This window comes from Segatella salivae DSM 15606 (genome assembly GCF_000185845.1).
In the GTDB taxonomy this organism is placed as follows: Bacteria; Bacteroidota; Bacteroidia; order Bacteroidales; family Bacteroidaceae; genus Prevotella; species Prevotella salivae.
This window is the reverse complement of record NZ_GL629647.1, coordinates 2,200,736-2,227,618: the sequence shown is the minus strand read 5'-3', so window position 1 is coordinate 2,227,618 and position 26,883 is coordinate 2,200,736. Positions and strand designations below refer to the sequence as shown.

The following is a 26,883-nucleotide window of genomic DNA, read 5'->3' as shown; positions in this document are numbered from 1 at the left end:
GATAACAGGATATTCTTTGACTTTATTTCTCCCATCCTGGGTTTTGATCGAGGTTAGGATTCTTGTCAATTCGTCTCTGCATGATTGGGTAAAGACACTGCTTATTCGTAATGTTGAAGAGCGAATATTGGTAAGAACTTACCGTTCTTGTATAGAACTTCTGTGGTTCATTGCTTCGCGCGTCGACATTCATCACAATGAATGGGTCGGCCATGGTACGCTGAAGTTCTCCCCAACGACGTAGATCGTAGAAACGACGGCCTTCAAGTGCAAACTCCACTTGACGCTCGCGCTTAATCAATTCACGCATCTTCGTCTTGTTGGCAGCGTCAGCAAGTGTAATGCCGGGTAAGCCTGCACGATAACGAATCATGTTGAAATACTTCACCATTTCAGCGGGATCACGCGACACTGTGACGTTATGTTCGTTGTCAGTATAGCTTCCTTCCATCTCGTTCATAGCCTCAACATAGTTTAAAAGCACTTCAGCATAGCGAATCAAAGGGAAGTATTTACTACGCACAGTGCCTCCGTTTCCGGGCTTATCTGAGGGGTGGCAGTATTTAATACAGTTGTAACCAGAGAACGATTTGTCGTTAGGATAATCAGACCAAGCACCAAATGGGCTATCCTTATAAAACGTTTGATAGAAGTTTTTGTTATTTGCGGCTGTACCAGTATAGGAACTTGCCTCACGATAACAATAGTTAAAGACGATTGAAGCATAGAAACGCATCTCACGATTATCATACATTTTGGCCACCTGTGAACTCAATTGATAGTTTGAAAAGGTCTTACCATTGCCACCAATAGGCTTCCATGCCTCAGAAGGATCAGGGTAACCACTACCAGGTTCGTTGATATCCATACCATTTTGCATACGATATGCGTCAACAAGATTTTGGCTAACACAGAGTCCATTGCCTCCACCTGCAACAGCAGGGAACGAGATCCACACGAGATCCCACGATGCTTCTTTGGCCCACATGAATTCAGATACATTGAAACCACTTTCTTCTCCGGTAAACATATCATTGTAAGAGCGGAACGGATCAATGCCCCCAACGCCGTCGGGGAAGTTTGCCGTTGAGACGTTTGCAGGGAAAGTAGGTGTCTTACTATCTGCAGGAACGGTATAAAGAGCATACTTTCCAGTGTCTATTATGCGTTTACAGACGGCGGCAGCCTTAGCCCATTTCGTTGCATCATAAGTCTGATTGAAGTAGTGAACACCATCAGTATGTCGCTTAAAGTCTACGTAATACTTGTTTCCATTGAACCAAGGACTGGCAGCTTCAAGCAGTACTCGCGACTCCAAAGCTAATGCAGCACCAGCTGTAGGCACCTTATATGTCTCAATAGAAGAGCGTTCTGTGTCGAGCATTTGAGCCGCTTCTTCATACTCTTTTGCTATGAAAGCAATGCACTCATCATAGGTTGCACGCGGATAAGTCATATCTTCTACGCTGGCATTCGAAGGGATTGACTTCGGAATCAAAGGCACAGGACCATATTGACGGACAAGACAATAATAATAATGTGCAAGTAAGAAGTGGCATTGTCCAGCGATATCGCGGCGTTCAGTCTCTGAAAGGTCCTGGCATTCCTTCATGCGTTCAAGAATCATATAAGCCTTTCGGATGCCCTTATAGTAGTTAGCCCAGCCGTCAAAATAGCCTTTGTATTTATCAATCTCACCCATTGCGTAGTATATTCCCGCGTGCCTATCGTCCTTCCATGAGCAGAAAGCTTCGTCTGAAGAGAAGCTAAACGGAACGCTTGCATTAGTCCATAACTGATCGTCTGCAGGCAGATAACTCGATGCTGCATTAAGATATTGCATCAGAAGGCTTTTGCGTTGGAACACAGAATCAAGGCTCGTTTGGTTGTAAAAGTACTTATCTGTGTTGAGATAATCATCGCAAGAAGAGAGTGCCGGAAGGAGCGTTACCGAGGCAACAACCCCTAATAATATATGTTTGGTTTTCATATTATTTCGTCATTAATAGATTGTTGTTTCATTTAGAAGCTTATATTAAATTGCAAAGTGTATGTGCGCTGAATAGGATATGCCGCACCATTGCTTGCCACCTGACCCGGATCCCAGAGTTTAATGTTATCCCAAGTGCAGATGTTATTAACAATAAAGCTTGCATCTATATTTGAAATACCCAACGTTTTGTTAAGCCATGGGTGGATAAATGAATACCGTATCGTCAAGTTCTTAAAGCGAAGATAACGATTATTGGCTAACCAGAACGTGGAAGCTCGGTTGTTATTGCGATTCTCTCCATAGGTAAGACGAGGGAAACGAGCATCGGGATTCTCGGTAGATGCTGTTCCAGAGAACTCGCGTGGCGTCCAACGGTTATTTTGGTCGGCTGCAATCGTCAATAGATTTCCTGTTGCTTCCCATGCAAATGGATAGAAACCAGTGCCTCCATAGAAGAAAGTGCTGTGGCCAGTACCCTCAAACAATGCACTCACGGAAAGGCGTTTCCACTTCACTTCTGCGGCAAAACCATACTGGATTTCAGGCGTATTGGAATATGAAAGCGGTACAATATCGTCGTCGTTGATAACTCCGTCGTTATTAACATCCTTGTATTTGATGTCTCCAGGATATACCTTTGCTTCATAACTCTGTTTAGGTGAACTATAAACATCATCCCAATCGCGGAACAATCCAAGTGCTATTAAACCACGTTGAACACCATAAGGAACGCCCGTATAAGACTGATAAGGATAACGAATGTCTGATTGTTCCCAATTAGTTACCTTATTTCGTGAATAAGTGAAGTTTCCTCGAATCGTGGTTCGCCAGTCATGATTCCAGTCTTTGGTAAAGGTGATGTTACCATCCATACCATGTGATTGCATCGAACCAATGTTTGCCCAAGGCAAAGACTCTAATCCCATCTCGTCAGGAACAGTTGCACGCTGTTGGAAAATACCTGTTCGGTTGTCTCTAAAGTAATCAATGGTGAACTCAAGCATACCTTTTAAGAGGTGTGCATCAATACCAATATCGAGCTTCTTTGCCTTTTCCCACACCAAGCCATCAGTGCCTACTTGACCTTCTCTGATAGAACGATAAAGCCTGTTCCAGCCAGCTTCTGCCCCCGTTATAGTCGTAATATAAGGGAATCTCGTTCCACCTATGCGATCATTACCAACAAGTCCGTAAGAAGCACGTAGCTTAAAGTAATCTAACCAAGGCAAATTCTTCTGTACCCACTTATATTGTGTGGGGATCCAACCACCAGAAATAGCCGGGAACCAACCGAAACGGTGTCCTGTTTGGAATTGTTCTGAACCCGTATATCCAAGATTAAACTCCGTAAAATAAGTATCTTTATACCCATAAGTAACGCGACCTGACAGTGCTTCATTACGGTAAGGGATAGATCCTATGACTGATCCTACATTCTTACCATCCTTGAATGAGAACGACTTGCTTTGCAAATAGAACATCATTAACGCTCCCAATGAGTGGTCACCAAACTTCCGATTGTAGCTACTATTAAGCTCCCAATAGTAATCTCTATTAAAGATTACCTGCTGACCATAGCTTTCATCCCTCTTCTCTATAGTCCTTTCAGTGTGTAAAGAACCATCCCCATAGCGGCCTTTTGCAATGTAAACATCGGGCATTTTGAAATGCGTTGTGTTATGTTCTGACTGACCTGAGTATGAGAACATACCGCGAACTTTCAGTCCTTTGGTAATAAAGTCAAGGTTTTGGTCTATACTTATGGAGAGATCTGTATTCAAACGACGATTTTGTTTGTATCCCATTTCATTCAATTGAACATAAGGTGAGATCTGATCTCCATTCTTTCCAAAAGATGAAAGCTGACCATTTGAATACTTAACTGGCATCGTTACGGGCGTAAGATTAGCCTGAGCACTCCACAATGTGTTGTTATCGGAAAGACCAGGTCCGTCATTATCCACGATTACTTGATTGAGTTTTAGGCTCAAAGTAGTACGCTTTGTCAGGTTAGCATCTACCTTAGAGAGGAACGAATACTTAGTATATCCTACATTAGTATTATAGTCATGACAGGATTTATCCTGTTTAAACACGCCGTCTTTACTAAGGATACTCAACGAGAGATAATAGCGGGCAGCCGTTCCTCCGCCTGCAATACTGAGGAATTCTTGGTTCTGCCATACGTGTTTATTAAGGATAACATCACGCCAATTCACGTTAGGATAGAGGTCAGGATCAAGCCCTGTGCGGAAGAGTTCAAGTTCAGTTGGTGTGTATTTTGGATCATTTCCACGCACCACCTGTGCTTCATTAGCTAACTTTGCATAAGTATAGGCATCGCAATACTTTGGTTCTCGTCCATTCTCACTCATGATAAAGTTCGACTTAAAGTTAATTCTTAACTTACCAGCCTTACCACTTTTCGTTGTGACAACAATCACACCATTCGCACCACGCACACCATATACAGCGGTTGCAGAGGCATCTTTCAGGATAGAGAAGCTTTCGATATCTGATGCATCAAGGTCATTAAGGTTACCTTCAATACCATCTATGAGTACAAGTGCAGAGGAGTTAGCGCCGAAAGTACTGATTCCACGAATCCAGAACTCTGAAAAGTCATTGCCAGGTTCACCACTTCGCGTCACAGCTATTATGCCCGGGACGTTACCGCCAAGCATATTAGTAATTGAAGTGGCTGGAACATCAAGATTCTCTGGCTTTACTGTCGTGATAGCTCCCGTCATAGAAACCTTCTTTTGCGTACCAGCTGCAACGACAACTACCTCATCAAGGTCGCCAATATCTTGCCTCAGAACGACTTTTAAGCCTTCTTTGTTGTAATTTACTTTATAAGAATACTTCTTATATCCTAAGTAAGTGAAATCTAAAGTCGCATTGCCGGGGATATCTTTCACACGGAATTTGCCATCAAGATCAGTCACTACACCACTCACACTCTTGTCATTACACTTTACAGTTACACCGATAAGTGGAGCTCCACTCTCGTCCATGACGGTACCAGCCACCATGAATTTACCCTGCGCAAAGGCTGAAGTAGCGATCAGCATGACTGCAAAGAGCATTATAATCTTTATCTGTTTCATCTTTTTGTTTTTAGGAATTAGAATACGATATAAGGGTTCTTCGCTTATTCTATGGCAAATTTACGCACGTCACTCCCCCACCCTTCAATAATATAGAAGTTGCCGTCATCGTCTACAGAGATATCATAAGGATAGGTAAATGTTACTTCTGATGGTAAGCCTTCCACCTTATTATTATCTGATTTGTTGTAAATGCCGGCCACAGTCGTTACCATTCCGTCGGCATGTCCAATCTTTCGTATTGTGAATCCCATGGAGTCGGTGATATACATGTTACCATCAACGTCAAAGGCCATACCAGTTGGATTCCTGAAAGAGGCACTCATACGCGGTCCATCCATTGAGCCAACGCCATTGAAACCAGCAAACTGCTCTATGGTTTGCCCATCTTTAGAAATCTTATACACGCCATGCGCGTTCTGAACTGTCATATAAAAGCATTTATCGAGCTTGCTCCAAACCAGATAAGAGATATTCTTATCAACAGTACCACAATGCTCATTGAGTATTTCTACATGGTCGGGATCGGCTAATTCCATTCTACCGAAGCGGCCTTGATGGTCTCGAAAGTAAAGGAACTTTTCCTCGTCATCTAATGTACAGGCATAGATATCCCCCTCAACTGTCTTTGTTTGCCCTGCAGCATCCTTATATTGAAGACTTGTTGCAAGTCGTTTTGCACTCCAATTATTAGTCTGATCGAAGCAATATACAGCGTGAGGTTGCTGAATTTGAATTGCATATAGGCGCTTACGACTACTATTTACGGCTGGATGTCCAAAGTTAGGACCGCCTGCCAACAATGTAATCACCTTATTATCTGTTTCAGATATCATCCTAACTCGATTGTTTCGACCTTCCATAACAATGACATTATTGCCTGTAACAACGCCCACACCATACATATAATTGAATCGAGCATCAATGGGATTACCATCTACATAGCCTCCCGCTCCAGTCTTTCCTGCCAATACTGACACGCGTTCTACCTTGGTATACTTAAAGTCGTTAGGACACATTACAGGCTCACCCACAGAGTCAACGCGCACAGTTACCTTGTTGAAACCATTCTCTTGCTTCGGACAAATGCCATACAACGTGGTGCCATTTGAACTCACAACGGTTGCCTTTCGATTGCCATTGAAGACTACTTCTATCTTCGATGGGTCGGTGCCGAAGTTCGAACCATTAATTACAAACTGTGTAAGATACCCACCAGAATCAGGGAGTATCTTCGAAACTACAACGGGAAGACTCCGATTAAAGGCTTCACCCTTAATCTTTGGTGCCTCATAACGATAATCATCCGAACAGGAAACTAATCCTATCGAAAGTCCTGTTGCAAGGAAAAGGAAGGTTGACATTGTCAACTTGCACATCATATTAGACATATATTAAATAGGTATTAAATTTAAATGCGTTTGTTACATACTGATGAAACATGGTTCATCAAGACTAATGTTTTTGGATATTATAGCGTTATTTCTGGTTCTTTAGTGCGTCGTTCTTAAGAGAGAGTTACACTGTTTATATTATTTATAGGTTTTTATACATTGATTAGGTAATGCAAAAATATGAAAATTGTATTATAACACCAAATTAATTGCAAAGAAAATTGTCTTTTAACACTAAAAAGTTTGAATTTAAGCATCTTGCAATATGATAGACTTTACACTGTAATATGCATCTAATTGTCCTGCAATATGTTACACTTTACAAGACGATTTGACTCAGTTTAGAAACAGACAACAGCGATTCATGTCAACAACAACAAACTATCGGGATGAAGAAACAAAAGAAGGCATGAAACCTACCTTAGAATATTACAACATAAACAATGATATAACAGCCTATTAGAAGAAAGAAAACACGACGCAATGCCTGCATAAGAAACGCTTTCCTAATGTCAAAACATAACATCGATAAACATCAAAGGCTATAATATAATAAGGTGGAAACAACAAAAGAAGATACAAAGGAAACAATCATTCACCCAACAATGCTGTCAAACGAACTTCATTTTAAGACTTCATTTGCCTGCAATCTTCTTCAATATAAACAAAAATGATTGAAAGCCCCATTACGTTTTCCTTCAAGAAATCATCCGTAACGTGGCTTTCAATCACTTATTTAGCTTCTCTCTTTGCCTGTTAAAGCGTCTTGATATATTGCGCAAGACGATCATTTCCGGCAAGCGTTAGCTCGAAAAGTCGCCATTGATTGCGCGCTCTTTCAAGGTTATGAGTGGCATGAGTGGTCTTAAAGTAGGTGTCACCATTTAGATAATCTGCCAAGAAACGAACGCATTGCATGTATGGGAAGAGGCGCATTGCATAAGGAAGCAAGTCACGTTCGCGCTCGGTTAGAAACGATTTTGTTCCTTCAACATAGCCCTTCGTAAAGCTTTCAATAACATCCCAGTGCAAGGCTACCTTCGAAACGTCGGGATCATCCTCTTGAACCACATTGGCAGCTGTACGTAAGAAGTCACCATAATCAGAGAAAACAAAGCTCGGCATGACTGTATCGAGGTCGATAACACAAAGCACTTGTCCGTTCTCATCAAACAACATGTTGTTTACTTTCGTATCACAATGGCAGAGATGTTTAGGGAGTTTGCCCTCGCGATAAAGCCTTTCACCAAGACACATGGCTTCCGCGTGCTCCTCAATCTTGTCTACAAGGGATTGAACTTCATTCAAACGACCCGCTGCATCGGCCTTAACAGCCTCACGAAGCTGCCTGATTCTCAGCTCCATATTATGGAAGTCGGGTATCGTTTCACCCAGTTCTTCGTCTACATCGCTAAGCATTGATTCGAAACGACCAAAGGTTCGTCCACAATCATAAGCATTTTGCGGCGTCACTTGAGAGTAAGTCTGTGTCCGAGGGATATAAACTGAAACACGCCAGAACTCACCTTCGGGCGTCTTATGATAGGTTTTACCATCTTTTGTCTGTACAAAGTGCAGCACTTTCCTATCAATATCCTGCTCACCGGCAGCCTCTAACTTCTTCCGAATGTGCCGCGTCACCACCTCAATATTATGTTGTAGCAACTCAACATCCGTGAAAATATGATGGTTAATGCGCTGAAGCACATAGTCATGTGGCGCACCTTCGGGCATATTTACCTTGTAAGTATCGTTGATAAGTCCGTTTCCTAATGGCACAATCTCCACCGGATTACCTTCAATTTCAAAGTTAAAAAGAATCTGTTCTTGTTTTGTTTTGCCTTCTTTTTGCATAGTAATAGTGTTAAATTCAATATAGATTACAATGCAAAAGTAGTATATTCTTCTCACTTTATTCAACAAAACAGAAAGTTTTATCTTATATATGCTTTATTTAACACAAACAATCGGAATCATCATTAACCTCAGTTCAAGTGACAATTCGCTATTCTTTTTCTTGCATATCTCGTTTTTTTTTCCGAATATTGCATTCGAAATATAGTTGATACTACCCTCTTTTTGACCAACACTAATATTGGCCTGACATGAAATCTGTAGAAAACTGCCTGATAAGATTCCTTTTCTCTCTTCTTTTGTTGATGCTTTCAACGACAGAAAGTCTATCACAAAACATCGCGTTTAACCATCTTACACCCGATGAAGGGCTTTCCCAGATCTCAGTAAATAGCCTATATGCCGACCGAGATGGAAACATTTGGATTGCAACTCGCGTGGGATTGAACTGCTATGACGGTAATAAGTTGCGCATATATGCCAATAAAAGGGGCAACAAAAACAGCCTTTTCTGCAACAATGTGAAACAAGTCACGGGCGATGGCAACCGCTTTCTCTATCTGCTTTGTGCTGAAGGAATCGCCCAACTGGATTTAACGACGTTAAGTTTCAAGACACTTCTCATCGACAATAACGTCGGAGCGCTATGCTATCACAAGCAGTTGTTCTTCAGTGATAGGCATAAAATCATGGTCTATCAACCCCATTCACGGCGCAACAAGCTTTATCTCACGTTGCCAACAAAGTCTCATGTAACGAGCATCAATATTGATTCGCGGGGCAGAATGTGGATAGGCACACGCGGAAATGGGGTATATTGTCTTGCATCGGGCAAGCTTTCTCACCCCATTCAGGTAGGAAACATCACGCAAATCTATGAAGACCACACACAAACGCAATGGATAGGAAGTTGGAATAACGGGCTGTGGACCATCAATCGGCAAGGGAAATGCACCAACATCACTAAGGGAAAGTTGCTCAATTCAAACTTTGTTCGCGCGTTTTGTGAGGATAATTCAGGCATGATGTGGATTGGAACATACCTTGGTTTGACGCGTTATAATCCACGAACAGACCAAGCTTCTACGTTCATTGCAGACAATCGGGAAAACAGTTTGACCAATTCCAGCATCTGGAGCATCATTAAAGACAAGCAGGGAACACTCTGGTTGGGAACCTATTTTGGGGGTATCAATTACTTTAATCCTGAATATGAAATCTACACGCAATACAGATTGCACGACAAAGGCAGTCAAGGATTGAGCAGCCAGATAGTGGGTCGCATGACAGAAGACGACAAAGGGAACCTCTGGATATGTACAGAAGGCGGCGGATTAAACATCTATCATCCCCAAACTAAGGCCTTCTCACGTTATCCTTTGCCTGGAGTGGAACTCACACAAAACAACTTAAAGGCTATCTTCTTTGACAAATCACGACGCACAATGTGGGTAGGCGCGCACTTAGGAGGCCTCGATCGTATCAGTCTTGCAGGCAAAACAAGTCGCACTTACAGGCACAATCCCGCCAATCCGAAGTCACTTCCTTCAGACATTGTTAGGGATATCAAGCCTTATGGGCGTCATTTGATTGTGGCAACTCAGGAAGGTGTCGCCATGATGGACCCCGAAACCGACACGTTTACGCCTCTACTTGCATCAGAAAAGCTACGCAATGTGCAAGGCCTTTGCATTGACAAACGCGGCCGTTTGTGGGTAGCCACAGAGTCGCGTGGCGTTTATTGCTACCATTTTGCCACTAAAAGATTCCGCCATTTCCAACAAACGCAGGCAAAAGGCAGCCTTAGTTGTAACAACATCAACCACATTATGACGGACCGTCAAGGCCGCATCTGGCTGTCAACAGCCAATGATGGCATCGACCTTTATGACGAACAACACAACCAATTCATCAATTATGGACATCAAGAAGGGTTGATTGGCAACTGCGTTTATGCTACTGCACCCTCATCTTTGTCTGACAATGAGCTACTACTCATTACAAATCAAGGCTTCTCGGTATTCAATCTGCGCCATAAAACATTTAGAAACTACAACAAAGACAATGGCTTTCCCCTCGCAACAATCAACGAAAATGCACTTTATGTGACGCCATCGGGAACGGTATATCTTGGGGGTGTGCGCGGAATGGTATCCTTTAAAGAGCGCGATCTCCACAAAAAGACAAAGCCTTTTGCCCTCCGTTTCACCCGACTTTATATCAATGGACAAGAAGTTTTGCCTCAAGATGCAACGCATATCCTCGATAAAACATTGAACAATACCAAAGAGATTGAACTCGATTATGACCACTCTGTCATCAGCATTGAATATGCATCATCCAACCATATCCAAGCCAACACGCAGCCACTTGAATATCGTTTGACGGGCACTTCCAACCATTGGTTCCCCATTGGCAGGCGACAAAGAACGATAGACTTCTTTAATCTCCCCTCAGGACGATACACTTTAGAACTTCGCCCCATAGGAACAACAACGCCTTCTGCCCGACTTCAAATCAGGATTCTCCCGCCATGGTATCGCTCTTTCTGGGCCATCATCGGCTATATCCTATTGTCTGGGCTTATCATTATATGGCTGGTGCGGAGTTATCGCAAGCGAATCAAGTTGTCAGAATCGTTAAAATACGAACAACAACACGCGAAAGACATTGAAGAACGCAACCAATCAAAGCTTCGTTTCTTTACAAATGTCTCGCATGAGATAAGGACTCCCCTCACGGTTATCATGGGATTGTCGGAGGCTTTGCTACATTCTCAGCGATTTGCTGCCGATATTCACAACAAACTTCAAGGCATTTATCGTAACAGTCAGCAACTGCGCGACCTCATTTCTGAACTTCTTGACTTCAAGAAACAAGAGCATACACAAGGTAAACTCTGTGTAGAAGAGACACAATGGTCGGCCTTTGTCAAAACCATTTGCAGCCTGTTTAAGGAATATGCCAATGCAAAAGACATCTCACTCACCGTGAATGCCACTACCGACACTATGGTTTGGATAGACCAAAAGCAAATGAAGAAGGTGGTAAACAACTTGATTGCTAACGCCTTGAAATACACTCCACAAGGTGGAACGATTGTGGTTACAACCCAAACTACGGCTACCGATGCCGTGCTTCAAGTAGCTGACTCGGGCAAAGGCATTGCCCCGGCCGACCTTGAACATGTGTTTGACTGCTTCTATCAGGTGAAAGAGTTTGAATCTTTGACTGAAATTGGCACGGGCATAGGCCTAAACCTGACGCAAACCATTGTGCAACAACATCACGGAACGATTCATGTTACATCGGAAATCAACAAGGGAACCACGTTCACTGTAGCCATACCATTGGGTAAAGACCATTTTAATGAGAGCGAAGTAAATGCTACTCCTCAAGAGAAGGCTATCTCGTGTGCAAACAATATGCGTCAAATTACCGCACAATCTGCGTCAAATCATGAGGTAATTCCTATGACTTCACCCGATGAAATGCGTCAAACCGCAAACGCAACAATATTGATTGTTGAAGACAATGACGACATTCGGCAACTCTTAGTGACTGTGCTCAGCCCCTACTTCCACACCGTTACCGCTGTAGACGGCCGCGAAGGACTCGAAGTTACGCGTGATGTGATGCCCGATATCATTATCAGTGATGTGCTGATGCCTCATCTTTCAGGCTTAGAACTCTGTAAGATGATTAAGGAAGACCTATCGATTTGTCATATACCTGTGATTCTTTTGACGGCACAAACTGCCTTGAATCAAGAGCTCGAAGGACTGAAAATAGGAGCTGACGACTATATCACCAAACCATTTAATAACGAAGTTCTCGTGTCAAGATGCAACAACTTGATTAATTCCCGACGTCTACTTCAACACAAATTTGGTGAACATCCTCACACCGAAGCAAACATGTTGGCCTCTAATCCGCTTGACAAAGCAATGTTAGACAAGGCTATTGACATCATAGACAAACATTATATGAACTCGGATTTCAGCGTAGAAGTGTTTGCAAGAGAAATGGGATTGTCGCGTACAAGCCTATTTACGAAGTGGAAAACACTTACTGGTCAGACGCCAAACGAATTCATTATGCAGATGCGTTTGCGTAAAGCTGCAAAGATGTTACGCGAGAATCCCCAGCTAAGTATAGCCGAAATAAGCTATAAAAACGGCTTTTCCAGCCCGCGTTATTTCTGTAAATGTTTCAAAGACCGCTATCAACAACAACCTTCGGCCTATCGAAACACAAGCGAATAAGCGTTATTTTAAATCGAAAACCTACGCTTTTCAGAGAGGAAAGAGCCTTTTACCGTGTCATAAAAGGCTTCTTCATCTCTTCCATTGTCGGTGCAATATGCTCGAAAAAGCGGCGATAACCCGCACAAAGATAATTCAAACCAGGATTCCCATAGCGGTCTTTGAGGAAACGATTCTTAGGACATTCGCCATGACAGGCAAAGGCCCAACGACACTCTTTGCACTGACGTGGAAGACGATTATACTTGAGTTGGCTGAAGTGTCGTTGCTTTTCACCATACAACATCTCTAATAACGTGTGCTGATAGATATTGCCTAACTTGTATTGGGGAAAGACAAAGTGGTCACACGAGTATACATCTCCATTGTATTCCATAACACCTGCGTGGCCACATTCCTTTGAAAAGATACACGTTCCGGGCATAACACCAACCCAATTCGCCAGCATACTGTCGAAGATTTGAACGAAAACCTTACCTATATCGGCCTTTTTCCACTCGTCAAAGATGCCACAAAGGAAGGTCCCCCATTGCTCGGGAGTGACCGAAGTGTCAGAAACCATCTCACCGGCAGCCTCACCCAAGGCCGCAAGATGACGTCCGTCGTCGTGTGGCATGATGCGTTCCACGATGGGAGCAAACTGAATAAACTGGCAGTTTATACGTTTAAAGAAGTCGTAAAATGCCTTTGGATGATCGGCATTATAGCGGTTGACAACGGCCATTGCATTCCATTCCACGCCATGTTTTTGGAGTAATCGTATGCCATTCATCACCTTTTCAAACGATGGTTCGCCACGCTTGTCACGACGATATCGGTCATGAAACTCAGCAGGTCCATCGATAGAGATGCCTACAAGCCAATTGTTTGCCTTGAGAAAACGGCACCATTCATCGGTCAACAAGGTGCCATTGGTTTGCAAAGCATTATCAATTCGGCGACCACGAGCATATTTTTGTTGCAAGGCTACAGCCTTTTGATAGAACGAAAGCGGTCGAAGTGTCGGCTCACCACCATGCCAAGTGAAGAGCACTTCATTCATTGTTTGCGCTTCAATGTATTCTTTGATGAAGCGTTCCAATAGTTCATCCGTCATGATTCGATGCGATTGCTGCTTATAAAGATTTGACTTTTCAAGATAATAGCAGTAATCACACGCCAAGTTACAAGCCGCTCCAACGGGTTTTAACATTACATATAGCGGACGAGCAAAAGGAGATATAGTGGCCATAGATTTCAATTTAAATGCTGAAAGATATTTTCCGAGGGTGCAATGATACTAAAAAAATGCGTTATATGCAAACATTTCACCCCTTCATCCGCCTTTATTTAACCTCATCTGGCCATGGACATGGCTCACCAGTAGCCTTTACTGATGGCCTCTGTGCATTCACTTTACGAAGATATCGCCCAAGCTTTGACGATAGTTTCCGCACTATCGACGGATACTTTTCAGCCAAATCATGGGCTTCTCCAATATCATTTGGGATATCATAAAGCTCTTTTTTATGCGTCTTATAGTTATAAATGAGCTTCCAAGAACCCTCTCGTGCGGCGCAGTTCAGACTGATTCCAGGGCCTGTATTGCCCCAAACATTAGGATAATTCCACACTAACAGTCGGCCACGTGAGGGGTCTCCACTTCCTTTCAACAATGGAACGAAGCTCTTACCATCAACCTTTTGCGGCACCTTATAATGCTTAACACCGGCTAATTCGAGTAGCGTTGGGAAGTAATCTTCTATCATAACATATTGTGAACACACGCTCTTTGGCTTCACAACTCCAGGCCATCGCACAATCATTGGCTCGCGAATACCTCCTTCATACATAGAACCTTTGCCCGACTTTAACGGATAATTCTGCGTAAAAAGCGGCTCATCACGCCACTGTTTCCCTGTTGCATAGCCTCCATTATCACTCATAAAGATGACTATAGTGCGTCGAGTTTCATCGTTGTTATCTAACCAATCGAGGATATCTCCAAGGCTTTTATCCATCCCTTCCACAAGAGAAGCATAGGCCGCTTCCTTCTCACTAAGTCCCTTTTTGAGGTATTTCGCATAATAACGAGGGTCTCTATCTACAGGAATATGCACCGCATAATGAGACATATAGAGGTAGAATGGCTGATGATATTGCTTGGCTTGATCTAATGATTTGAGTGCTTCGCGCGTCAAAGCTTCAGTGAGAAACACGCCCGAATGCCAGTAATTATCCAGTCCCGGAATAGCCATTCGGTGACTCTTTCCATTGTTTTCCGCATTCCCATAGCATCGTTCACTAAGGTAAGTAGCTGGTCCTCCTATCGCACTTCCCGCGATATTGACCTCAAATCCCCAATGCGTGGGGTTCTCGCCAGGCGTATTTCGTGCGCCCCAATGAGCCTTTCCGCAGTGTATAGTGTGGTAACCGGCAGCCTGAAGCAGGTTGACAAACGATGTAGCGCGATACGTATTGCGTTCTCCTTCCACTCTACTGATGCCATTATAGTTCCAATCTGGCAAAGTCAAAAGACTGTCTTTGAGGTCTGTTGACACGTTCTTTTCCAACGTCCAGTTAGTCACTTTATGGCGCGCTGCATTACTACCCGTCATCAAACTACAGCGACTTGGCGAGCTAATTGGACATGCATAGGCCTGACGAAACAACATACCTTGCGATGCAAGTCGCTCCATATTAGGGGTCTCATATCGGTCATTATACATGGTGCGTTGCGTCCAAAAGGGAAGCGAAGTGTCTTGCCAGCCCATGTCATCTACCATAAAAAGGATGATGTTTGGACGTTCCGAAGCATCGTCTTTCGCCATTACCGATGAGCCGAAGGCAAAGAAAACGCCAGATAAAGCAACGGAATAGCGGCAGAGATTTGTAGAAGATGAGGTTTTCATTTGAAAGAGTATAGGATTTAAAGTCTGTTGATTTTGATTTTATGTTTTATCGTTTTGTCTTATGACTCCACAAAGATAACACAAAAAAAGCAAGGTAACCAACAAGTAATATACTTTTGAACGATTTTGTAATCAAAATGAACGGATTTAACAAATGACACATTTTTAAATATAATCTCAGGCAGTTCACCGCATGAAATGACGCAGATTACCCGGTGAAATGACGCAAATTGTTGTGTAAAATGCCTCACTTTACACGATGAAATGTCCCAAACCATTTTACCATTAATTATCAACAATGTCATCACCCCTAATTAACCCATTTGCGACTACAAATATCCTAATACGCAATGCCAAAGGTATTGTGTTAATATCCCAATGAATGTATCTGCCATTGCAAATATTATAACGATGCAACAATGTAAGTTTTATGTCAATATTCCAATGAATGTATCCGCCACCATGAATATTCTCACCACGCAACTCGGTACGAGTTGTTCCTTTGATAGCCCGGGGTTGGCGAGGAACGAGCCTACCCCGGGGAAACGTTCGCAAGGAGATTCAACGCCGTAGGTGTTGAGCTTTTTCTGTGAAGGCACGCTTACAATGAACCCTTTTATGGCGGATTAATTTAAAAAAGCACAACACCTACGGCGTTGTTCCCCACACACCATACGTTAACCCAGGGTAGCCTACACTATCGTTTGGCAACCCTGGGCTATCAAAAGCGCAACACCTACGGCGTTGAAACATTCATATCATAATACAATTAATACCAAAATACGAATAAATAAATAGCAAAATATGTCAACATTCCCATGAACACATCGCCCATGGTGAATGTTATAATGACGCAATGCTTATAGCGTTGCCACTTCGACAAATATAAAATTATTATAGATTGCAGAGAAATAATGTCATGGTGATTGTGTTTTCCCTCTTAAATCACCATTAGGGCATGGTTTAGAATAGCGTAAAAGGCCATGTAATCCCCACCTTTTTTATATATGGGGCAAATCACATGATAATCTACTTCACAAAAAGTCGTTGAATGAAGTCATTCGGAGGGAACTGCAATAAAAATTGAATCAGGACATGAGAAAACGGGATAAAACTATTCTTTCTGTACGGAATTGAACTTTTTTTGAACTATTTTACTATGCTATTCATCGTAAAACCACTATATTTGCGACTGAAAACCTGTGATAATCTATCAGATTTCCTTGACTAATCAACCTAACAATTATATACTTTATGAGAATTAAAAGCAGCAAAGTAGCTTGGAAAAAAGCCCTATTCTGTACGTCGCTTGCCCTGACTTCAATGTCAGTTCATGCGCACGATGGTAGGGTTTGGGCCGCTGATAAGAGTGGAATGCCGTCGTCAGTAGCACAAGATCAGGTGACTATCACAGGTAGTGTGTCTGACAACATGGGGCCGATGATTGGCGCAACTGTGTTGGAAAAGGGAACAACCAATGGCTGTGTGACCGACCTTAACGGCCAATTTGTACTAAAAGTGAAGTCGGCTGATGCCACACTTATTGTGTCCAACATTGGTTATACGACACAAGAGGTGAAACTACGAGGCAGGAAATCGGTAACGATTACATTGGCAGAAGACAACAAACTGCTCAATGAGGTCGTCGTAGTAGGCTATGGTACCCAGAAGAAAGTAAACATGACAGGCGCTGTTTCGTCTATAAACGTGTCGAAACTTGCCGAGAGTCGTCCTCTAACCAATGTCTCTCAAGCACTTGCGGGCTTAGCCGCCGGCGTCTCAGTAACCTCTAATCACAACCGACCGGGAGACGATAATGCTTCTATTTTAGTGCGAGGTCAGGGCACATTAAACTCATCTGCGCCCCTGATTATTATCGATGGATCGGAAGCTGGCATTAATACGGTGAACCCACAAGACATAGAATCTATCTCAATTCTAAAGGATGCAGCCTCTGCTGCCATATATGGCTCACGGGCAGCTAATGGAGTTGTGCTCATCACTACTAAGACAGGAGCGAGTGGAAAGATTAAAGTGGACTACAATGGTTATGTTTCTTTCGAGTCGATTCGCAAGACAATGACACCTGTTTCCAATTATGCTGACTACATGGAGCTAATTAACGAGGGCTACACGAATAGCGGAAAGAAACCTTTGTACAGTCAAAAGATGATTGATGCCTGGCGTAATGACGCTGGAAAAGACCCTCTAAAATATCCTAATACCGACTGGATTGACGAGACTTTCAAAAGCTCAGCCTCAACAAATCATGTCATTTCGGTTTCTGGAGGCTCTGACAAGATACGCTTCTATGGCTCATTTGGCTTCATGAACAATCCTGGTGTGATGTATAATTCGGGCTTTACGAAGTATAATGGCCGCCTGAATCTCGACGCCGACGTAGCCAAATGGTTGAACATCGGCATTCAAGTGAGCGGGTATGTATCAGATATGCAGCCGGGATATCATGAGATTTCAAACGTCTTTACCTATACTTCTGCAACGACACCAGGCATGGTTTTCCGTGCACCCGATGGCAGATTTGGCGCTATGAACAATGATGAAGACGCGGCACAAAGTGCAAACAACAACCCATTGATACGCGCATTTAAATGGGATGGCACTGATCGCAAGAACAATTTCCACCCTCGTTTCCTTGCAACGATTAAGCCTTTGAAAGGACTTTCGCTTGCTTTGAGCTATTCGTATGAATTGGTTGACGAAGACATCATGCGTAAACCCGTGTTGTTAGAAGGCTGGAACTTCCTGACCGATCAAGTCACTTATACCACCAAAACAAAGTTTAACATCACCAATGAAGATAACAAAATAGAACGTTATTTCAATGATGCTGTGTTGAGATATCACCATAAGTTCTTCAAGAACAGCCTCACTTTAGACTATATGCTCGGTGCAAGCCAGGAACTATATCGGGCAAAGAATCTTCATGTTACAAAGCAAGATATGATTGATTTGGGCATGAATGTGCTTGATGGTGCCACAGGTCAGGCCAGCGCTAATGGCGGAATATCAGAATGGGCCATGCGTTCTGTCTTCAGTCGACTAAACCTTAACTGGCAAGATCGTTACCTATTAGAGTTCAATCTCAGGGCCGATGGATCGTCACGCTTCTTGAAAAACAAGCGATGGGGATACTTTCCATCACTCTCTGCGGCTTGGCGCATGGACCAAGAGAAGTTTATGGAGGGTGCGTTTAATGGCAAGTTGAGCAATCTTAAGCTTCGCGTTTCCTATGGTTCTCTTGGAAACAATAACGTGGGTAACTATGCTTCACAGTCACTTTACACGAGTGACAAGGGTGCATTAAACTATGTTTTAGGCAACACTATGGTAACAGGTATGGCGCAAATAGCCTTGGCCAACAGTCTACTTACATGGGAAAGCACTAAGGTATTTGACGTTGGTTTGGACTTCGGATGGTTCAATAATCGTCTTACTGGAACTTTAGATTATTTCAATAAACGTACAACTGACATCCTCATTGACCTGCCGGCACCAGCTGTTCATGGTACAACGAGCTTACCAAAGGTAAATAGTGCCACTGTGACAAACCATGGATTGGAGTTCACTTTGGGTTGGCAAGACCAGGTGAATGGCTTTAGCTATGGCGCAACGGCAAACTTTACATATATCAAGAACAAAGTAAACAAGTTCAAAGGAACCGATAAAGGTGGCATGGCTATTAGCGGAGCGAACCTCATTTGGGAAGGATATAGCATCAATTCTCAATATCTTTTGCGCGTTGACCGCTTGCTTCAAACAGATGAAGACATGCAACGCGTTCAGCAAATCATTGATAATGCCCCCACAGGTGCAGACGGAAATAAACTTAATCCGTTTGCCGCCTTCGGCACACCAAAGAAGGGTGACCTGCTCTATAAAGACATAAATAACGACGGAATCATTAACAACAACGACAAAGAGATTGTTAGTGATGGTCCGAATCCTAAGTTTATGATGGGTGTAAACCTTAATATGGCGTGGAAAGGCTTTGATTTTTCGGCGCTGATTCAAGGCGCTTTCGGAGCTAAAGTCTATTGGCAGCACGCGGCATATAATACTCCTACCGTGAGATTTGGATATCAAATCAACAAAGAAGTCGCTGATGGCAGATGGGTAGAAGGCCGTACTGACGCCACCTATCCACGTCTTGTAGACTATCAGGACGAGCAAAACACGAAGTTAAGTGACTTTTATTTAGAGAACAAAAGCTTCTTAAAGATTCGCAATGTGCAATTAGGCTACACGCTTCCTAAGGCATTAACGATGAAACTTAACATTGAAAGAGTACGCATTTACGGCAGTTTGGAGAACTTCTTCACCTTTACTAAGTACAAAGGATTTGACCCAGAAGTTAGTGGAATGGCTTATCCCTCAATGAAACAAGCTGTAATTGGTCTGAATGTATCATTCTAAATATAAGCAAACATGAAACTAAAATATATATCATTCGTTGCATTTGCAATGACATTATCATTGTCAAGCTGTTATGATTTGAATCGTTTCCCAGGCGATCAGCTTAGTAATGAGAAGTTCTATCGTAATGAAGAACATGCTAAAGAGGCTATGATGGCCGTCTACAATCAAATGCAAAAGGAAGACGTTTTCGGTCTACAGTTCGCCATGGATGGCTTAGGTGGCATCGCAATGGGATATGATCCGCAGTCTTATCAGACTATACAGAGAGGCACTTATGACGTAAAGAATGGTCGCGTGTTAGGGAAATGGCAAAACCTTTACGAAGGAATCGCACGTGCAAATGGTGTTCTTCAAAATGTAGATCGCTGCCAAATGAGCGATGAATTGAAAGTACAATATAAGGCAGAAGCTAAGTTTATGCGTGCCTTATACTACTTTACACTGATGGATTTCTTTGGAGGTGTGCCCATATATGACGAGAGTGTCATCGTAAGTGAAAGCTATAGTGAGATGAAAAACAAGCGAGAGAGCATTGAAAATGTGCGTGCTTTCATCCTCAAAGACCTCAAAGAAGCCGCTGATAAACTTCCCGAAGCGTGGGATAAAGCTAATTATGGGCGTGCAACGAAATACGCAGCATTGGCTCAAATGGGTAAAGTCTACCTCTATGCAAAGGACTATCAGCATGCAAAAGATTGCTTCCAGCAAGTTATTTCGTCAGGAAAGTATGCGTTATATGACAATTATGCCGACCTGTTTAAGCCCGGAGGAGACGAGAGTTCGGAGATGATCTTCGCCATACAAAACATGGGTGGCGTCGGAACGGACCATGGAATGCCGATGTGTTTCTATATGGGTACGAGAGAATCTTTTGGAAGTTGTTGGAACAATGTAATGGTTTCACCTCATTTTGTGGATACTTACGAGTACAAAGATGGGCGTCCTTTCGACTGGGATGATTGGTTTCCAGGCATTAAAACGAATAACAACATTAAGATAAAGACGTTCCGTTCTACCCTCGAAAAAGGCAAAGTGAAGGCTTATCCAGAAGCAAAGGCAAAGCTCTTACAAATGTATCAAGAGCGAGATCCACGCATGAATATGACTGTTATCTTGCCTTACACGCGCTATACCGGCTGGTATGCCAACGCAATTGAAGACTGTGAATTCGTTATTGCGCCTTCTATCATGAGTGGAAAAGGCTATATTCGTGTCAATCAGAACTACGAAACATACCTCTGGCGCAAGTTCGTTCCCGAAGGAAATATGGGAGGTGGCATCAACAATAGAGCGGATACACCTATCAACTTCCCTCTAATCCGCTATGCAGATGTACTATTAATGATGGCGGAATGCCAAAATGAATTGGGCAATCAGACTGAAGCTGTGGCACTAATCAACCAAGTTCGTGCACGAAAAGGAGTTGAAATGCCAGCCATCAACAGTGGCCCCACCTATTTAAATGCTACAACTAAGGATGAAGTTTTCAGCAGAATACGTCATGAAAGAGCTGTAGAGTTAGCGGGAGAAGGCTGGAGTTTCAGTGACTTAAAACGTTGGAACATGTTGGAAACTCTTAATAAACGTGAGGAAAAAGATATCACCGGAAAGCCTCGTTACACACGTTCTGTGACAAAACGAGACTATCTTTGGCCGATACCTGCCGACGAAATAGAAAAGAACGGCAACCTTACGCAGAACCAAGATTGGTAGTTTTAGGTTATATATGTACATGAATGACGATTCCCGAGAGATGTGAATCTGAGCGGGAATCTTTTGAATTAAAGGATGATATGATTAAAAAAACGATATTCATTGCTTGGATGTGTATCATGGTTTTCTGCACTTCGCAAGCCTATGAGCAACGAAACCTATTGCAAAACCATGCTACTGAGGCACTCATTCGACGTTCACTTGTGATGCAACAACAATGGGTTCCTTTCCCAAAATATGCTGATCGAGCTGGTTGGGACACGCTGTTTGGGGGAGAGAAACAAGCCATTATAGAGGCTGCAGAGCCTTTACTTGACTACCAATGGCAAGTCGTTCGGGCTACTGATTACTTAGACTATGAACGATCAGGTAACCGAAACACCATGCAGAAACCATACAATCGGAACATCAATGTCATGTGTAATCTGCTTGTCGCGGAACTCGCAGAAGGACGCGGACGCTTTGTAAACGACTTGATAAATGGTGCAATGTACTTCTGTGAAATGACGTCATGGGCGGAATCAGCTCACCTCTCTGCCTATCAGAAAAGCAAGAGAGCACTCCCTGACTACCGTGAAAGCATCTTGGAATTACGTCAAGGTGACGTCGCACAATTACTCTCTTGGACGTATTATTTCATGAGAGATCAGTTTGACAAAGTAGACCCAATAATTGCCAATCGCTTACGTTTTGAATTGCAACGACGCGAACTTGACCCCTTCATTCAACGCAATGACTTTTGGTGGATGGCTCGAAACTATAAGCAAGATCGCCTACTTAACAACTGGACTCCATGGTGTAATGCCAATGCTTTGTTATGTTTCATGCTGTTAGAAGATAATCCCGAGGTGCTCACTAAGGCCATTTGGCTTTCCATGCAGTCTGTAGATGAATACTTAAACTACGTGAAAAGCGACGGCGCTTGTGAGGAAGGACCTTCTTATTGGGGCCATGCGGCAGGCAAACTCTTTGAATATCTCTCCGCACTTTCACTCATTACAGGAAATAAAGTCAATCTCTTCGACGCACCATTAGTTAAGAAAATGGGCGAATATATCGCTGCTTCGACCATCGGAAATGAATGGGTTGTCAACTTCGCTGATGCCTCTGCACGAGCCAACGACCTCAATACGATGCTCATTTATCGCTATGGTTTGGCTGTCAACAGCCCCGAAATGAGAGGTATGGCGGCTCAACGTGCAAAGGCTTTCCCACCAAAACTGCCTGCAAGTTGGCTCGATCTGTTCCAAGAACTCCAAAACATTCGTTACCAATCTCAATTGAAACAAGAGAAGATTAGCTATCGTCCACCCCACTTTTCATGGTTCCCTCAGACGGAGTTTTGTTACATCCGACGCGGTAATCTGTTTCTCGCGGCAAAGGGAGGGCACAACAATGAAAGCCACAATCACAATGACATTGGCTCATGTATTCTGGCTATTGACAACCTACCTATACTCATAGATGTCGGCGTTGGCACTTATACAAAGAAAACATTCAGCAGCGAACGCTACACGATTTGGACGATGCAAAGTGATTATCACAATCTACCTATCATCAATGGGCAGTCAGAACACAATGGTATTCAATATCATTCCATGAACCCATCTGTCGATAAAAAGCGATTCAGTTTCAGTGTTGACATCGCTCAGGCCTATCCAAAAGAGACTGCTGTTGAACGCTGGACACGGGCTTATGCGCTACAAAACAAACAATTGGTGATTACAGACGACTTCCAACTTAGTGCGAAAAAGGCTCCCAACCAGTTGAACTTCATGACCTGGGGCGACGTGAAAGTTCGCGAAAAGGGATGTATTCAACTGCATATCAAGCAGGTAAAAGCAACGTTGAACTATGATGCTCGTGTCTTCACGCCTACGATAACACCTATCGAACTCACCGACCCAAGGCTTTCGAAGGTATGGGGTGAGCGTGTCTATCGCATCACACTAACTGCCAACGACCAAGCATTGCGTGGCCAATACCGCTGCACACTGACCCAAGAATAACTTAAAACACAATGTATATGTACACTCCTAATACTCCAAACCACAACAAAATCAGTCTCAATCGAAGGCTGATTTTGCTGTTATCACTTATATGTGTCGCCACGTTCTCTATGGCTCAACGTTCCATTTTGCCGCTCAATGACAACTGGTTATTCAGGTTTTCTCACGAAGTTCAAAAGGAAAGTGGACGCAAAGTGATGCTCCCTCACACATGGAATGCCGTTGATGCACTCAGTGGAAAGCCTGATTATAAACGCGGAATCGGCAATTATAGTCGCACTCTTAACGTGCCTTTATCGTGGAAAGGCAAACGCATCTTCATACGATTTGAAGGGGCCAACAGCGTGACTAACCTCTTTTTGAATGGCAAACACATAGGAGAACATCGCGGAGGTTATGGCGCTTTCATCTTCGAATTGACCGATAAGTTAACCTATGGTGACCAAAACCAACTACTCGTTCGCGTCAATAATGCCGAACAATTGGACGTAATGCCACTCGTAGGTGACTTTAATTTCTATGGCGGAATATACAGAGAAGTTGCTCTTTTGCTTACAGACAGCATCTGCATCTCGCCACTTGACTATGCCTCGCCAGGCATTTATCTGCGCCAAACGAAGGTAAATGCACAACAAGCTGATGTGCAAACCGATGTGATTATAGACAATCCTACTCATAACAAACAAGCTGTCGATGTGTCGATAGAGGTGTTTGCCGGTACAAAGTCGGTCTTAAAACAACAAAAAACATTGGCGCTTGAGGCACAAGCTATGCTACAACGCCACACCATTCCCTTCACCTTGCATCGCCCACACCTATGGAATGCCACCGAAGACCCATTTATGTATAAGGTGAAAGTGAGCCTACGACAAGGCAATCGACTACTCGATGAGGTGGAACAACCCTTGGGTTTACGCAGTTTTCAAGTCAACCCATCACGCGGTTTCTTTCTCAATGGTCGACATCTTCCCCTACATGGTGTTTGCAAACATCAGGATAGAGCCGTTGTTGGCAATGCCATCACACGCGAAAACATTGCAGAAGATGTTAAACTCATGCGCGAAATGGGCGTCAACGCCGTTCGCTTGGCCCACTATCCTCACGCGGCTTACACCTATGAACAAATGGATCGGGCCGGCATTGTGACGTGGGCTGAGATTCCATTTGTAGGTCCTGGCGGTTACGCTGATAAGGGATTTGTAGACAGTAAGGCTTTCCGCGATAATGGAAAACAGCAACTTATTGAGCTCATTCGCCAGCAATTCAATCATCCAAGCATTTGTTTTTGGGGCTTATTCAATGAACTTAAGTACGAAGGTGATAACCCGTTAGACTATATTCAAGAACTAAACAGACTGGCACATGCCGAAGATAGCACGCGACTTACTACCTGTGCAAGCAACCAAATGGGGCAAATGAACTTCATTACTGACGTGATGTCATGGAACCGTTACGATGGATGGTATGGCTCAACACCATCTACTTTGGCCACCTTCCTTGACGAAATGCACGCCAAACACCCTCAACTCTGCATCGGAATCAGTGAGTATGGTGCCGGCGCTTCAGTCAATCATCAACAAGATTCGTTGCAACAGCCAAAGCCAAATAGCTGGTGGCATCCCGAGAACTGGCAGACTTTCTATCACATTCGCAATTGGGATATCCTCTCACATCGGCCTTATCTGTGGGGTTCTTTCGTATGGAACATGTTCGACTTCGGTGCTGCTCACCGCACGGAAGGTGACCGCCCAGGCATCAACGACAAAGGACTTGTGACGTATGATCGCCGTATCAAGAAGGACGCCTATTACTTTTATAAGGCTAATTGGAATCCCGAAGCAATGGTATATATTGCTGGCAAGCGCATAACAAAACGCGAAAAGGCTAATAACGAGCTATGGGTGTTCTCCAATTGTAAATCGGTTGTGCTCTCGGTTAATGGCAAACAACAGGCTTCTCTCACGCCCAACGACAACTCACTCTGCACCTTCCATGTCACACTTCAGCCTGGATTAAACCGCATTGTGGCTAAAGGTACGAAAGATGGCAAGCAGGTGAGCGACGAATATGAGGTCATGTGTGAGCCAAAATTATAAAAATCATAGTGTAGAATGTAGGTTTCAACGCCGTAGGCGTTGTGTTTTTTTGGCGTAATCCGTCATGAGTTTAGGTATATATTGTCGTTAATCACACCATGATATGAATGTTTTAACGCCGTAGGTATTGTGTTTTTGATAGCCCAGGGTTGCCAAACGATAGTGCAGGCTACCCTGGGTTAATGTATGTTGTATGGGGAACAACGCCATAGGTGTTGTGCTTTTTCGACGTAATCCAACATGTATTCATGCGTATATTGCTGTCAATCACGCTATGACATGAACATTTCAACGCCGTAGGTGTTGCGCTTTTGATAGCCCAGGGTTGTCAAACGATAGTGCAGGCTACCCTGGGTTAATGTATGTTGTATGGGGAACAACGTCATAGGTATTGTGCTTTTTTTGATTAATCCGCCATGTATTCTGGCGCGAGATAACGTAATTCATATTATGGAATAAACGTTTCAACGCCGTAGGTGTTGTGCTTTTGATAGCCCAGGGTTGCCAAACGATAGTGCAGGCTACCCTGGGTTAACGTATATTGTGCGTGGAACAACGCCGTAGGTGTTGCGCTTTTTTTGATTAATCCGCCATGAAAGGTTTCATTGTAAGCGTGACTTCATAGAAAAAGCTCAACACCGATGGCGTTGAATCCCCTTGCAAACGTTGACCCGGGGTAGGCTCGTTCCTCGCCAACCCCGGGCTATCAAAGGAACAACTCGTACCGAGTTGCGTGGTGAAATAATTATGGGCAAGGCGTGGCTGATAATAAAAGGTGAAATAGTGTAAGGCAAACAAAGCCTCTCCCCCTGCCCTTTGCTTTCCTCGTTTCGCAGGCTTCATGAACAGCGACCTATGGTTCCCCGAAGAGGGAGGGGAGTTGTTAGCTATGAAAATGGAGGGAGTAGTTTGAGGAGTAACCAGAAATGTTGGTGTTATTGATAATAAAGCGTAAAATGAGTTATGGTAAATAGGTGTATGATTTGCCACATTTTACTGCATGAAACGATGGAAATGGTGTTACGAAAATTATGTTTCAACGCCGTAGGTGTTGCGCCTTTGATAGCCCAGGGTTGCCAAACGACAGTGCAGGCTACCCTGGGTTAACGTATTGTTTG

Annotated in this window: 14 protein-coding genes; 6 read left to right on the top strand and 8 right to left on the bottom strand. The window is 43.4% G+C overall.

Translation table 11 applies throughout. The features are described 5' to 3' along the window. Window positions 1-22: 22 nt before the first annotated feature. The 4 genes from HMPREF9420_RS08815 to HMPREF9420_RS08800 all read right to left on the bottom strand — a co-directional run bounded on the left by HMPREF9420_RS08815 (window position 23) and on the right by HMPREF9420_RS08800 (window position 8,351). Window positions 23-1,990 (bottom strand): RagB/SusD family nutrient uptake outer membrane protein, encoded by a 1,968-nt coding sequence (locus tag HMPREF9420_RS08815; RefSeq protein ID WP_007135269.1) that lies wholly within the window; start codon window positions 1,988-1,990, stop codon window positions 23-25. A 32-nt stretch (window positions 1,991-2,022) separates the two neighbouring features. Beyond that, complete coding sequence (locus tag HMPREF9420_RS08810; RefSeq protein WP_007135268.1) at window positions 2,023-5,103, bottom strand: SusC/RagA family TonB-linked outer membrane protein; 3,081 nt, start codon at window positions 5,101-5,103, stop codon at window positions 2,023-2,025. Between the two features lie 44 nt (window positions 5,104-5,147). Beyond that, a complete protein-coding gene (locus tag HMPREF9420_RS08805; RefSeq protein WP_248628099.1) occupies window positions 5,148-6,485 on the bottom strand; it encodes an IPT/TIG domain-containing protein in 1,338 nt (445 codons plus the stop codon). A gap of 768 nt (window positions 6,486-7,253) precedes the next feature. Next, complete coding sequence (locus HMPREF9420_RS08800) at window positions 7,254-8,351, bottom strand: phosphotransferase enzyme family protein (protein ID WP_007135266.1); 1,098 nt, start codon at window positions 8,349-8,351, stop codon at window positions 7,254-7,256. 305 nt (window positions 8,352-8,656) lie between these two features. Here HMPREF9420_RS08800 and HMPREF9420_RS08795 point away from each other — a divergent pair, with 305 nt between their 5' ends. Then, window positions 8,657-12,616, top strand: coding sequence for a hybrid sensor histidine kinase/response regulator transcription factor (locus tag HMPREF9420_RS08795; protein ID WP_007135264.1), 3,960 nt, complete (start codon window positions 8,657-8,659; stop codon window positions 12,614-12,616). A gap of 49 nt (window positions 12,617-12,665) precedes the next feature. Here the strand turns inward: HMPREF9420_RS08795 and HMPREF9420_RS08790 are convergent, their stop codons facing one another. Both HMPREF9420_RS08790 and HMPREF9420_RS08785 read right to left on the bottom strand, forming a co-directional pair. Further along, window positions 12,666-13,847: an anaerobic sulfatase-maturation protein gene (locus HMPREF9420_RS08790; protein ID WP_044079198.1), complete on the bottom strand. Its 1,182-nt coding sequence runs from the start codon at window positions 13,845-13,847 to the stop codon at window positions 12,666-12,668. A 94-nt stretch (window positions 13,848-13,941) separates the two neighbouring features. After that, window positions 13,942-15,426 (bottom strand): sulfatase, encoded by a 1,485-nt coding sequence (locus HMPREF9420_RS08785; protein WP_248628134.1) that lies wholly within the window; start codon window positions 15,424-15,426, stop codon window positions 13,942-13,944. 459 nt (window positions 15,427-15,885) lie between these two features. Here HMPREF9420_RS08785 and HMPREF9420_RS13545 point away from each other — a divergent pair, with 459 nt between their 5' ends. From HMPREF9420_RS13545 to lacZ4, 5 genes are all read left to right on the top strand, one after another. Beyond that, on the top strand, window positions 15,886-16,080 hold the full coding sequence (locus HMPREF9420_RS13545) for a hypothetical protein (protein WP_081457462.1): 195 nt from the start codon (window positions 15,886-15,888) through the stop codon (window positions 16,078-16,080). Window positions 16,081-16,761: 681 nt separating this feature from the next. Further along, window positions 16,762-19,944 (top strand): SusC/RagA family TonB-linked outer membrane protein, encoded by a 3,183-nt coding sequence (locus tag HMPREF9420_RS08780; protein ID WP_007135260.1) that lies wholly within the window; start codon window positions 16,762-16,764, stop codon window positions 19,942-19,944. A 12-nt stretch (window positions 19,945-19,956) separates the two neighbouring features. Further along, entirely contained in the window at window positions 19,957-21,660 is a 1,704-nt protein-coding gene (locus tag HMPREF9420_RS08775; protein ID WP_007135259.1) for a RagB/SusD family nutrient uptake outer membrane protein, read from the top strand. Window positions 21,661-21,740: 80 nt separating this feature from the next. Further along, window positions 21,741-23,669, top strand: coding sequence for a heparinase II/III family protein (locus HMPREF9420_RS08770; RefSeq protein ID WP_187116447.1), 1,929 nt, complete (start codon window positions 21,741-21,743; stop codon window positions 23,667-23,669). A gap of 17 nt (window positions 23,670-23,686) precedes the next feature. Continuing rightward, window positions 23,687-25,765 carry a beta-glucuronidase LacZ4 gene (gene lacZ4, locus HMPREF9420_RS08765; RefSeq protein WP_007135257.1) on the top strand — a complete coding sequence of 693 codons (2,079 nt, stop codon included), beginning with the start codon at window positions 23,687-23,689 and terminating at the stop codon, window positions 25,763-25,765. A gap of 87 nt (window positions 25,766-25,852) precedes the next feature. Here lacZ4 and HMPREF9420_RS14880 read toward each other — a convergent pair whose 3' ends face one another. Together HMPREF9420_RS14880 and HMPREF9420_RS08760 are read right to left on the bottom strand one after the other, a co-directional pair. Further along, complete coding sequence (locus HMPREF9420_RS14880; protein WP_257898616.1) at window positions 25,853-25,975, bottom strand: hypothetical protein; 123 nt, start codon at window positions 25,973-25,975, stop codon at window positions 25,853-25,855. Window positions 25,976-26,347: 372 nt separating this feature from the next. Beyond that, entirely contained in the window at window positions 26,348-26,608 is a 261-nt protein-coding gene (locus tag HMPREF9420_RS08760) for a hypothetical protein (RefSeq protein WP_007135256.1), read from the bottom strand. Window positions 26,609-26,883: the final 275 nt, after the last annotated feature.

Excerpts from the sequence above, each read along its gene's own strand:
- HMPREF9420_RS08815 (WP_007135269.1), bottom strand. The coding sequence starts at position 1,990 with ATGAAAACCAAACATATATTATTAGGGGTTGTTGCCTCGGTAACGCTC.
- HMPREF9420_RS08810 (WP_007135268.1), bottom strand. The coding sequence starts at position 5,103 with ATGAAACAGATAAAGATTATAATGCTCTTTGCAGTCATGCTGATCGCT.
- HMPREF9420_RS08805 (WP_248628099.1), bottom strand. The coding sequence starts at position 6,485 with ATGATGTGCAAGTTGACAATGTCAACCTTCCTTTTCCTTGCAACAGGA.
- HMPREF9420_RS08800 (WP_007135266.1), bottom strand. The coding sequence starts at position 8,351 with ATGCAAAAAGAAGGCAAAACAAAACAAGAACAGATTCTTTTTAACTTT.
- HMPREF9420_RS08795 (WP_007135264.1), top strand. The coding sequence starts at position 8,657 with ATGCTTTCAACGACAGAAAGTCTATCACAAAACATCGCGTTTAACCAT.
- HMPREF9420_RS08790 (WP_044079198.1), bottom strand. The coding sequence starts at position 13,847 with ATGGCCACTATATCTCCTTTTGCTCGTCCGCTATATGTAATGTTAAAA.
- HMPREF9420_RS08785 (WP_248628134.1), bottom strand. The coding sequence starts at position 15,426 with ATGGCGAAAGACGATGCTTCGGAACGTCCAAACATCATCCTTTTTATG.
- HMPREF9420_RS13545 (WP_081457462.1), top strand. The coding sequence starts at position 15,886 with ATGAATGTATCTGCCATTGCAAATATTATAACGATGCAACAATGTAAG.
- HMPREF9420_RS08780 (WP_007135260.1), top strand. The coding sequence starts at position 16,762 with ATGAGAATTAAAAGCAGCAAAGTAGCTTGGAAAAAAGCCCTATTCTGT.
- HMPREF9420_RS08775 (WP_007135259.1), top strand. The coding sequence starts at position 19,957 with ATGAAACTAAAATATATATCATTCGTTGCATTTGCAATGACATTATCA.
- HMPREF9420_RS08770 (WP_187116447.1), top strand. The coding sequence starts at position 21,741 with ATGATTAAAAAAACGATATTCATTGCTTGGATGTGTATCATGGTTTTC.
- lacZ4 (WP_007135257.1), top strand. The coding sequence starts at position 23,687 with ATGTACACTCCTAATACTCCAAACCACAACAAAATCAGTCTCAATCGA.
- HMPREF9420_RS14880 (WP_257898616.1), bottom strand. The coding sequence starts at position 25,975 with ATGGCGTTGTTCCCCATACAACATACATTAACCCAGGGTAGCCTGCAC.
- HMPREF9420_RS08760 (WP_007135256.1), bottom strand. The coding sequence starts at position 26,608 with ATGAAGCCTGCGAAACGAGGAAAGCAAAGGGCAGGGGGAGAGGCTTTG.